This window comes from Streptomyces sp. JK94, from assembly GCF_053613315.1.
In genome coordinates this window covers 4,354-16,491 of record NZ_JBSICH010000054.1, presented here as the reverse complement: position 1 = coordinate 16,491, position 12,138 = coordinate 4,354, and the positions used below count along the sequence as shown (strand labels likewise).

The 12,138-nt window shown below is 76.8% G+C and carries 1 protein-coding gene (only partly in view); it reads right to left on the bottom strand.

The annotated features are described in order from the left end of the window. Positions 1–12,138, bottom strand: the 5' end (the start) of a protein-coding gene (locus ACVV2G_RS32135) for a type I polyketide synthase (RefSeq protein ID WP_453846319.1). 16,692 nt of this gene lie to the left of the window's left edge; the window shows 12,138 of its 28,830 coding nt (coding positions 1–12,138); the start codon lies at positions 12,136–12,138; the stop codon falls past the left edge of the window.

The following is a 12,138-nucleotide window of genomic DNA, read 5'->3' as shown; positions in this document are numbered from 1 at the left end:
GGCGGCGACGGACACCGCGCCGTCGTACGGGACCAGGTACTCCTCGGCCTCGGCGGCCGGCACCTGGACGGACATCATGCCGCCCGCCCCGGCCAGGACGCGGCGGATGGCCTGGGAGCGCAGGGCGACCACGCGGGCGCCGTCCTCCAGGGAGAGGGCGCCGCAGACGACGGCGGCGGCTATCTCGCCCTGGGAGTGGCCGATCACGGCGTCGGGGGTGACGCCGTGGGCGCGCCACAGCTGCGCGAGGGAGACCATCACGGCCCAGGTGGCGGGCTGGACGACGTCGACGCGGTCCAGGGAGGGGGCGCCGTCCGCCCGGCGGATCACGTCGGTGAGGGACCAGTCGGTGTACGCGGCCAGGGCGGCGGCGCACTCGTGGAAGCGTTCGGCGAAGACGGGTGAGGTGTCGAGGAGTTCGGCGCCCATGCCGGCCCACTGGGAGCCCTGGCCGGGGAAGACGAACACGGTGCGCCCGTCGGTGTCGGCGGTGCCCTGGACGACCCGGGCGGTGGCTTCGCCGGCGCCGAACGCGGTGAGGGCGTCGGCGAGTTCGGTGAGGTCCGGGCCGAGGGCGACGGCCCGGTGCGTCAGGACGGAGCGGGCGGTGATCAGGGTGTGGCCGACGTCGCCGGGGTGCGGCGCGGGGTCGGTGGTGACGTGTGCGGCGAGGTTGGCGGCCTGTTCGCGCAGGGCGGCGGGGGTGGCGGCGGACAGGATCCAGGGCAGGGTGCCGCCCGCCGGGAGGGTGGGCTCGGGGTCCGTGGCGGGTTCCTGGACCGGGGGTGCCTGCTCCAGGACGGTGTGCGCGTTGGTGCCGCTGATGCCGAAGGAGGAGACGGCGCAGCGCAGTGGGCGGTCGGTCCGGCTCCACCCGGTGTTCTCGGTGATCAGGCGGACGGCGCCGCCGGACCAGTCGATGTGGCTGGAGGGCTCCTCGGCGTGCAGGGTGCGCGGCAGTTCGCCGTGGCGCATGGCCTGGACCATCTTGATGACGCCGGCGACGCCCGCGGCGGACTGGGTGTGGCCGATGTTGGACTTCACCGAGCCGAGCAGCAGCGGGTGCTCGGGGTCGCGGTCCTGGCCGTAGGTGGCGAGCAGGGCCTGGGCCTCGATGGGGTCGCCGAGGGCGGTGCCGGTGCCGTGGGCCTCGACGGCGTCCACGTCGGCGGTGGTCAGGCCGGCGGCGTTCAGGGCCTGGCGGATGACGCGGACCTGGGAGGGGCCGTTGGGGGCGGTCAGGCCGTTGGAGGCGCCGTCCTGGTTGATGGCGGAGCCGCGGACGACGGCGAGGACCTCGTGGCCGTTGCGGCGGGCGTCGGAGAGGCGCTCCAGGACGAGCATGCCGATGCCCTCGGCCAGGGTCATGCCGTCGGCGCCCTCGGAGAAGGCCTTGCAGCGGCCGTCCCGGGCGAGGGCCCGCTGCCGGCTGAAGGCGATGAACGGCATCGGGTTGGTCATGACGGTGGCGCCGCCGGCCAGGGCGAGGGTGGACTCGCCGTTGCGCAGCGACTGGCAGGCCAGGTGCAGCGCGACCAGGGAGGAGGAGCAGGCGGTGTCGACGGTGACCGCCGGGCCCTCCAGGCCGAAGGTGTAGGCCAGGCGCCCGGACAGGACGCTGGGGCTGGAGCCGGTGACGACGTGGCCCGCGGAGCCGTCGTCCATGCCGACGCCGTAGTCCTGGTAGGTGGAGCCGATGAAGGTGCCGGTGGGCGTGGAGTGCACCGAGGCGGGGTCGATGCCGGCGTGCTCGAACGCCTCCCAGGTGGTCTCCAGGAGCAGGCGCTGCTGCGGGTCCATGGCCAGGGCCTCGCGCGGCGAGATGCCGAAGAAGCCGGCGTCGAACTCGCCCGCGTCGTGCAGGAAGCCGCCCCGCGTGGAGTACGTGGTGCCGGCCCGGTCGGGGTCGGGGTCGTACAGGGCGTCCGCGTCCCAGCCGCGGTTGACGGGGAACTCGGAGATGGCGTCGGTGCTGTCGGCGACCAGCCGCCAGAACGCGTCGGCGGAGCGGACGCCGCCGGGGAAGCGGCAGCTCATGCCGATGATGGCGATGGGCTCGTCGGTCGCGCCGGGTCCGGCGGCGGGCTCGGCGGGGCCGGCGGTGCCCAGGAGTTCGCCGCGCAGGTGGCGGGCGAGGGCGACCGGGTTCGGGTAGTCGAAGACCAGCGTGGTGGGCAGGGTGAGCCCGGTGAGGGCGGCGAGCCGCTTGCGCAGTTCCACCGCGGTCAGGGAGTCGAAGCCGGCGTCGCGGAAGGCGCGCTTGGCGGGGACGCCCTCGGCGGAGGTGTGGCCGAGGACGACGGCGGCCTCGGAGCGCACCAGGTCGAGCAGCAGCCGCTCCTGTTCCTCGGCGGTGAGGCCGCCGAGCCGTCCGGCCAGTTCGGTGGCCGTGCCGGAGGGGCCCGGGGTGCCGGGGACGCCCAGGGCGGCGACGGAGTCGATCGCGTCGAACAGGCGGCTGGCGCGGGCGGCGGTGAAGACCGGGTGGTACTGCTCCCAGTCGACGTCGGCGACGGTGACGGCGCTCTCGCCGCGTACGACGGCACGGCGCAGCTCGGCCATGGCGGTGGCCGGCCGCAGGAGCCGCAGGCCGGTGCGCTCGATGCCCTCGGAGACCGAGCGGTGGGCGCTGGCCATGCCGACCTCGGCCCAGGGTCCCCAGGCGACGGAGGTGGCGGTGAGGCCGCGGGAGCGGCGGTTCTCGGCGAGCGCGTCGAGGTAGGCGTTGGCGGCGGCGTAGGCGCTCTGCCCCGCGCTGCCCCACACGCCGGCGACGGAGGAGACCAGGATGAAGAAGTCCAGGTCGCGGTCGCCGAGCAGGGCGTCGAGGTGGGCGGCGCCGAGGGTCTTGGCGGCCATCGCCGCGGCGACCTCGTCCAGCGGGGTGGCGGCCAGCGGGGCGGCCTGGCCGACGCCGGCGGCGTGCACCACACCGGTGAGGGGCGCGTCCTCGGGCACGCCGTCGAGTACGGCGGCCAGCGCGCCGCGGTCGGCGGCGTCGCAGGCGACGAGGGTGACGCGGGCGCCGAGTTCCTCCAGTTCGGCGCGGAGTCCGGCGGCGCCGGGGGCGTCGGAGCCGCGGCGGCCGGTGAGAATCAGGTGGGCGGCACCGGACCGGGCGAGCCAGCGGGCGGTCTCGGCGCCGAGGCCGCCGGTGCCGCCGGTGATCAGGACGGTGCCGGAGGCGGTGAACTCGTCCTCCCGGGGCAGGTCGTCGCCGGGGTGGCGCACGACGCGGCGGGCGAGGGTGCCGTCGGCGCGCACGGCGAGCTGGTCCTCGCCCTCGTGGGTGGCGAGCACGCTGACCAGGCGCTGGACGGCGGGGGCGTCGAGGACCCCGGGCAGGTCGACCAGGCCGCTCCACTGCTCGGGGCGCTCCAGGGCGGCGACCCGGCCCAGGCCCCAGGCGGCTGCCCGGGCGGGGTGGGTCAGCAGGTCGCCGGGGCCGGTGGTGACGGCGCCGCGGGTCACCGTCCACAGCGGGGCGGTGACGCCGGTGTCGCCGAGGGCCTGGGCGAGGACGACGCCGAGGGCGAAGCCGGTGGGCAGGCCCTCGGGGCGGGCCGGGTCGCCGAGCGGCAGCAGGGAGAGGACGCCGCTGAGGCCCGCGCCGTCGTCGGCCGCGGTCTCGGCGGCGGCGCGCAGGGCCCCGGCGAGGCGGTCGCGGTCGAGGTGGGTGTCGTCCAGGACGAGGTGCCGGACGACGGCGCCGTGGCCGCGCAGGGCGTCGAGGACCTCCGCGGCCTCGTCGGGGTCCGCGCCGGGACCGGTGTCCCCGTCGGCGCGGGAGGGGGCCGTGGTGACGGCGAGCCAGGTGCCGTCCAGGACGGGGGCGCCCGCGGTGCCCGCGGGGTGCCAGGCGACCCGGTAGCGGGCGGCGTCCAGGACGGTCCGCTCCTGGCGGGCACGCCGCCAGGACGACAGGGACGGCAGCAGCGCGTAGAGGGAGGCGTGCTCCTCGTCGCGCAGGCCGAGCAGCCCGGCCAGCCCGGCGGCGTCGCCGGACTCGACGGCGGTCCACAGTGCGGCGTCGGCCGGGTCGGCGGCGTCGGCGGTACGGCGGGCGGTGGGCGCGGTGGTGTCCGGCCAGTACGTCTCGTGCTGGAAGGCGTAGGTGGGCAGTTCGACGGGGGTGGCGCCGGTGCCCCGGTGGACGGCGGCCCAGTCGACGCGGACACCGCGCACGTGCAGGCGGGCCAGTGCGGTGAGGGCGGACTCGTCCTCCGGGCGGCCGGTGCGCAGCAGCGGGACGGCGTCGGTGTCCGCGTCGTCGCCGAGGGCGTCCTGGGCGGCGGCGCACAGGGAGCCGCCGGGGCCGATCTCCAGGAAGGTGGCGGCGCCGGCCTGGTGGGCGGCGCGCACCGCGTCGGCGAACCGGACGGTGGACCGCGCGTGCCGCACCCAGTACTCGGCGGTGCGCAGGTCGTCGCCCTCGGCCGGGCGGCCGGTGAGGTCGCAGACCACGGGCACGGTGGGCCGGTGGTAGGTCAGGCCCTCGGCGACCTCGCGGAAGGCGTCCAGCACGGCGTCCGTGCGGGGCGAGTGGAAGGCGTGGCTGACCCGCAGGCGGCGGGTGGTGCGGCCGCGGTCGGCGAAGTGGGCGGCGATGCGCCCGGCGGGCTCCTCGTCGCCGGAGACGACGACGGCCGAGGGCCCGTTGACGGCGGCCAGGGAGACGCGGTCCTCCAGGCCCGCCAGGAGCGGCAGCACCTCCTCCTCGGACGCCTGGAGCGACCACATGGCGCCGCCCTCGGGGAGGGCCTGCATGAGGCGGGCGCGGGCGGCGACCAGGGCGCAGGCGTCCGCCAGGGACAGGACGCCCGCGGCGTGGGCGGCGCTGATCCCGCCGATGGAGTGGCCGAGCAGCACGCCGGGGCGCACGCCCCAGGAGCGGACGAGCCGGTACAGGGCGGTCTCCAGCGCGAACAGGGCGGGCTGGGTCCAGCCGGTCTCGTACAGGGCGGCGGCGCCGGGGGTGCCCTCCTCGGCGAACAGCACGTCCTTCAGTGAGCCGTGCGGGGTGCCGGCGGGGGCGTCGACGAGCAGCGGGTCGAGGTGGGCGACGACCTCGTCGAGTGCCTCGGCGAACACCGGGTGGCGCTCGTACAGTTCGCGGCCGGTGCCGGGGCGCTGGCTGCCCTGGCCGGTGAAGAGCAGCGCGGTGCGGCCCGCGCCGCCCGTCTCGCCGAGGACCAGCGCCGGGTCGGTGCGGTCGGCGGCCAGCGCGGCCAGGGCGCGGCGGGCGTCCTCGGCGGTGCCGACGACGACGGCGCGCTGCTCGAAGGCCGGGCGGGTGGTGGCCAGCGACAGGGTGACGTCGGCGGGGGTGGCGGCGGGGCGGGAGTCGAGGTGGGCGAGGAGGCGGGCGGCCTGGGCGCGCAGCGCGGGGCGGGTGCGGCCGGACAGGGTCCAGGGCAGGACGGCCGCGGCACGGGTGTGGCCGGTCTCGGTGGGTTCCGGGGCCTTCGCGGGCTCGCCCTGTTCGAGGACGACGTGCGCGTTGGTGCCGCTGATGCCGAAGGAGGAGACGGCGGCGCGGCGGGGGCGGCCGGTCTCGGGCCAGGGGGTGTGCTCGTGGACGAGGGCGACCGCGCCCGTCTCCCAGTCGACGTGCCGGGAGGGTTCGCCGGCGTGCAGGGTGCGCGGCAGCTCGCCGTGGCGCATCGCCTGGATCATCTTGATGACGCCGGCGGCACCGGCGGCGGCCTGGGTGTGGCCGATGTTCGACTTGACGGAGCCGAGCAGCAGCGGTCGTTCGGGGTCGCGGTCCTGGCCGTAGGTGGCGAGCAGGGCCTGGGCCTCGATGGGGTCGCCGAGGGGGGTGCCGGTGCCGTGCGCCTCGACGGCGTCCACGTCGGCGGTGGTCAGGCCGGCGGCGTCGAGGGCCTGGCGGATGACGCGCTGCTGGGAGGGGCCGTTGGGGGCGGTCAGGCCGTTGGAGGCGCCGTCCTGGTTGACGGCCGAACCCCGGACGACGGCCAGGACGCGGTGGCCGTTGCGCCGGGCGTCGGACAGGCGCTCCAGGACCAGCACGCCGACGCCCTCGGACCAGCCGACGCCGTCGGCCTCGTCGGAGAAGGCCTTGCAGCGGCCGTCGGGCGCCAGGCCGCGCTGGCGGGAGAACTCGATCAGGGAGGTCGGGGTGGACATCACGGTGACGCCGCCGGCCAGGGCCAGCGAGCACTCCCCGGCGCGCAGCGCCTGCATCGCGAAGTGCATCGCGACCAGGGAGGAGGAGCAGGCGGTGTCGACGGTGACCGCCGGGCCCTCCAGGCCCAGGGCGTAGGAGACGCGCCCGGAGGCGATGCTGGGGGCGGTGCCGCTGCCCTGGTGGCCCTCGAAGCGCTCGTCGGCGAGCGTCGCCGAGTAGTCGCTGTACATGACGCCGGCGAAGACGCCGGTACGGCTGCCGCGCAGGGACACCGGGTCGATCCCGGCGTGCTCGAAGGCCGTCCAGGAGGCCTCCAGGAGCAGGCGCTGCTGGGAGTCGGTGGCGAGCGCCTCGCGCGGGCTCATGCCGAAGAAGCCGGCGTCGAACTCGCCCGCGTCGTGCAGGAAGCCGCCGTGGCGGGTGTACGAGGTGCCGGGGTGGTCCGGGTCGGGGTGGTAGAGGTGGTCGAGGTCCCAGCCGCGGTTGGCGGGCAGTCCGCCGATGGCGTCGGTGCCCTCGGTCACCAGGCGCCACAGGTCGTCGGGGGAGGTGACGCCGCCGGGGTAGCGGCAGCTCATGCCGACGACCACGATCGGGTCGTCGGCGGTGGCGGCCGTCGAGCGTGCGCGGGCCTGCGGGCCGGCGTCGGGCGCGGCGGTCTCGGGAGCGGTGTCGGTCAGTTCCCGCAGGAGGTGGCCGGCGAGGGCGGCGACGGTCGGGTAGTCGAAGATGACGGTCGCGGAGGTGCGCAGGCCGGTGGCCGCGGCCAGCCGGTTGCGCAGTTCCACGGCGGTCAGCGAATCGAACCCCAGCTCCTGGAAGGGCCGTTCGGGGTCGATGTCGTGTGCGGAGGCGTGTCCGAGCACGGTGGCCGTCTGAGTGCGGACCAGGTCGACGACGGTTTCGGTGCGGGCCTCCTCGTCGAGCCGGGCCAGCCGCTGGGCCAGGCCGAGGGCCGCCTCGGAGCCGGTGCGCACCGTGCGGCGGGTCCGGGTGCGGATCAGACCGCGCAGCAGCGGCGGCACCTCGCCGTGACCGCGCAGGACGGCGAGGTCCAGGCGGGCGGGGACGACGGCGGCGCGGGGCAGGGTGAGGGCGGCGTCGAAGAGCGCGAGGCCCTGCTCGGCGGTGAGCGGGGGCGTGCCGGAGCGGGACATGCGCTCCAGCTCCTGCTCGGACAGTTCTCCCGTCATGCCGCCGGTGGGCACCCAGGGGCCCCAGCCCAGGGAGAGGCCGGGCAGGCCCGCGTCCCGGCGCAGGCCGGCCACGGCGTCCAGGAAGGCGTTGCCCGCGGCGTAGTTGGCCTGGGCGGGGGCGCCGGTGGTGCCGGCGAGGGAGGAGAACACCACGAACGCGGCGAGGTCCAGGTCGCGGGTGGCCTGGTGCAGGTGCCACACGGCATCCGCCTTGGGCCGCAGGACGGCGGTCAGGCGCTCCTCGGTCAGGGACTCCACGAGGCCGTCGTCGAGGGTGCCCGCGGTGTGCACGACGCCGGTGACCGGGTGGTCGGCGGGCACGGAGGCGAACAGCCGGCGCACCGCCTCCGGGTCGCTCACGTCACAGGTCGCGAGGGTCACCTCGGCTCCGGACTCCCGCAGTTCGGCGGAGAGTCCGGCGGCGCCGGGGGCGTCGGGGCCGCGGCGTGTGGCGAGCAGCAGGTGCCGTACGCCGTGTGCGGTGACCAGGTGGCGGGCGAGTACGGCGCCCAGACCGCCGGTGCCGCCGGTGACGACCACGGTGCCCTCGGGGTTCCAGGGTGTGGCGGCGTCGCCGTCGCCGGGGCGGACCCGGGCGAGGCGGGCGCCGAGCACCGTGCCGTCGCGGAGGGCGGTCTGCGGTTCGTCGGCGGTCAGGGCGGCGGTGAGGGCGGCGGGCGCGTCGCCCACGGGTGCCCCGGGGTCGAGGTCGAGCAGGGCGAAGCGGCCGGGGTGTTCGGTCTGGGCGGAGCGCACGAGGCCCCAGACGGCCGCGGCGGCGGGGTCGGTGACGCCCGTCCCGCCCGCGGGGACCGCGCCCCGGGTGACGAAGACCAGGCGGGAGCCGTGGGGGATGTCCGCGGCGAGCCACTCCTGGAGCCGGGTGAGGGCGCGCGCGGTGAGGCTGTGCACCGCGGCCGGGACGTCGTCGCCGTCGCCCGTGAGGCAGGTGAGCACCAGCTCGGGCGTGCCGGCGCCGAGGGCGGGGCCGTCCCCGGTGAGGGCGGCGACCGGCGTCCCGGCGTCCGTGAGGGCGGCGCCCAGGTGGTACGGGTCGGCGCCGAGCAGGCCGACGGCGCCGGGGCGGGCCTCCCCCGCGGTGCCGGGCACCCGCACCCAGTCGAGGGCGAACAGAGCGTCCCGTCCCAGTGCGGAGGCGGCGGCTCCGCGGGCGTCGGGGGCGGAGCGCAGCACCAGCGAGCCGACCGAGGCGAGGGGCGCGCCGGTGGTGTCGGCGAGGGACAGGGCGACGGCGTCGTCGCCGGCCGCGGTGATACGGACCCGGGCCTCGGTGGCGCCGCTCGCGTGCAGGGTCACGTCCTGCCAGGCGAAGGGCAGCCCGCCCCGGGCGTCCTCGCCCAGCGGTGCGAGGGCGGTGGCGTGCAGGGCGGCGTCGAGCAGCGCAGGGTGAAGACCGAAGGCGGCGGCGTCGCCGGCCGGTCCCGCCTCGAGGGCGACCTCGGCGAAGGTCTCCTCGCCGCGCCGCCAGACGGCGCGCAGGCCGCGGAAGGCGGGTCCGTAGGAGAAGCCGGCGTCGGCCAGGCCGTCGTAGAAGCCGTCGAGCGCGACACTTTCGGCGCCGGCGGGCGGCCAGACGGTGGCGTCGAACTCCTCCGTCTCCCCGGAGGGGTGGGCGCCGGGGGCGAGGGTGCCCTCGGCGTGCTGCGTCCAAGGCCTGTCCTCCTCGCCGTCGGGGCGGGAGTACAGGCTCAGGGGCCGGCGGCCGGTCTCGTCGGGGCTGCCGATCCACACCTGGACCTGCACCCCGCCGTCCTCGGGCAGCGCGAGCGGCGCAGCCAGGGCGAGGTCCTCGACCCGCTCGCAGCCGACCTCGTCGCCGGCCCGCACGGCCAGTTCCAGGAAGGCGGTGCCCGCCAGCAGTACGGTGCCGCGCACGGCGTGGTCGGCGAGCCAGGGGTGGGTGCGCACCGACAGGCGGCCGGTGAGGAGCAGGCCGTCGGAGTTGGCGAGGGTGACGGCGGCGGCGAGCAGCGGGTGGTGGGCGGCGCCGAGCCCCGCGGAGCGCAGGTCGCCGGTGGGCCCGGTGACAGCCCTGGGCCAGAAGCGGCGGTGCTGGAAGGCGTAGGTGGGCAGGTCGGCGCGGGCGGCGCCGGTGCCCTCGAACCAGCCCTTCCAGCGCAGGGCGGTGCCTCGCAGGTACAGGCCGGTGGCGGCCTCGGTGAGGGCGGTGGCCTCGGGGCGGTCCTTGCGCAGCGCGGGCAGCACGGCGGCCCGGTCGTGTCCCTGGTCGTCCAGGACGGTGCGGGTCAGGGCGGCGAGCGTGGCGTCGGGGCCGAGTTCGAGGAACAGGCCCGTGCCGTGGCCGGCGAGCCAGGAGACGCCGTCGGCGAAGCGGACCGCGTGCCGGACGTGGTCGGTCCAGTGGTCGGCGGAGGTCAGCTGCTCGACGGTGGCGGGCGCGCCGGTCAGGTGGGTGACGACCGGGATGGTGGGGGCCTGCGGGGAGAGTCCGGCGACGACCGCCCGGAACTCCTCCAGCATGGGCTCCATGAGCGGTGAGTGGAAGGCGTGCGAGACCCGCAGCCGGCGGGTGCGGCGCCCCAGGGCGGCGATGCGCGAGGCGACGTCCTCGACCGCGCCGCGCTCGCCGGCGACGACCACGGCCCGGGGGCCGTTGACGGCGGCCACCGAGACCTGCCCGGGGTGTGCGGCCAGGAGCGGGGCGACCTCGTCCTCGGTGGCCTCCAGGGAGGCCATGGCGCCGCCCTCGGGCAGCGCCTGCATGAGCCGGCCGCGCGCGAGGACCAGGGTGCAGGCGTCCTCCAGGGAGAACACGCCGGCCACGTGGGCGGCGGCGATCTCCCCGACGGAGTGTCCGGCGAGGTGGTCGGGGGTGACGCCGAAGGACTCGACGAGCCGGTAGAGGGCCACTTCGAGGGCGAACAGGGCGGGCTGGGCGTACTCGGTGCGGTCGAGCAGGGCCGCCTCGGCGCTGCCCTCCTCGGCGAACATCAGGGGGCGCAGCGGGCGCCCGAGGCCGGCGTCGAGGTGGCCGAGCACCTCGTCGAGGGCCTGCGCGAAGGCGGGGAAGCGGGCGTACAGTTCGCGCCCCATGCCCGGCCGCTGGGAGCCCTGGCCGGAGAAGAGCACGGCGAGCTTGGTACGGCCGCGCAGCTGGTGGGTGCGCAGGCCGGGGGCGTCCTCTCCCGCGGCCAGCGCGGTGAGGGCGGCGACGGCGGTGTCCCGGCCGGTGGCGGTGAACGCCGCCCGGTGCTCGAAGGCGGAGCGGGTGGTGGCCAGGGCGTGGGACACGTCCAGGGCGGGCACGCCCGGGTGCGCGGACAGGTGGTCCAGGAGCCGGGTGGCCTGGGCGCGCAGTGCCTCGGGGGTGCGGCCGGACAGCAGCCAGGGCAGTGCGCCGGCCTCGACGGCGGGTGCGGCTGCCCCGTTCTCCTCCGCGTCGGCGGGCCGCTCGGCCGGGGCCTCCTCGATGATGGTGTGCGCGTTGGTGCCGGACAGGCCGAAGGAGGAGACGCCGGCCCGGCGCGGTGCACCGTGCCGGGCCGGCCAGGCGGTGGGTTCGGTGAGCAGCCGGACGGCGCCCTCGGTCCAGTCGACGTGGCCGGAGGGCCGGTCCACGTGCAGGGTGCGGGGCAGCAGGTCGTGGCGCATCGCCATGACCATCTTGATGATGCCGGCGATGCCGGCGGCGGCCTGGGTGTGGCTGATGTTGGACTTCACGGACCCCAGCAGCAGCGGGCGTTCGGGATCGCGGCCCTGGCCGTAGGTGGCCAGGAGGGCCTGTGCCTCGACGGGGTCACCGAGGACGGTGCCGGTGCCGTGGGCCTCCACCGCGTCGACGTCGGCGGCGGTCAGCCGGGCGTTGACCAGGGCCGCCTCGATGACACGCCGCTGGGAGGGGCCGTTGGGGGCGGTCAGGCCGTTGGAGGCGCCGTCCTGGTTGACCGCGGAGCCGCGGACCACCGCCAGGACGCGGTGGCCGTTGCGGCGGGCCTCGGAGAGCCGTTCCAGGACGAGCACGCCCACGCCCTCGGACCAGCCGGTGCCGTTGGCCGCGTCGGCGAAGGACTTGCAGCGGCCGTCGCCGGCCAGGCCGCCCTGCCGGGCGAACTCGACGAAGGTGGTGGGGCTCGCCATCACGGTGACGCCGGCGGCCAGGGCGAGGGAGCACTCCCCCGCGCGCAGCGACTGTGCCGCCAGGTGCACCGCGACCAGGGAGGAGGAGCAGGCGGTGTCGACGGTCACGGCGGGACCGACGGCACCGAAGAAGTAGGAGAGGCGGCCGGACAGGATGCTGGTCGCGTTGCCGGTGAGCTGGAAGCCCTGCACGTCGTCGTCGGGGCCCACCCGGTAGTCCTGCGGCATGGCGCCGACGAACATGCCGGTGCGGCTGCCGCGCACCCCGGCGGGGTCGATGCCGGCCCGTTCGAACGCCTCCCACCCGGTTTCCAGCAGGAGCCGCTGCTGCGGGTCCATGGACAGCGCCTCGCGGGGCGAGATGCCGAAGAAGTCCGGGTCGAAGGCGGGCGCGTCGTGCAGGAAACCGCCCGCGAAGTCGGCCGGCCCGTCGCCGAGGGCCGTCTCCCAGCCTCGGTCGGCGGGCATGCCGGTGATGCCGTCCTCACCGGCCTCCAGCATCCGCCACAGATCCTCGGGACTGCTGACGCCGCCCGGGTAGCGGCAGCTCATCCCGACGATCGCGATGGGCTCGGTGGCCGCCGCCTCCAGCTCGCTCACCCGCTCCCGCGAGCGCTTCAGGTCGGCGCTGGCCCGGCGGAGGTAGTCCCGGAGCTTCTGTTCCTTGTCCAT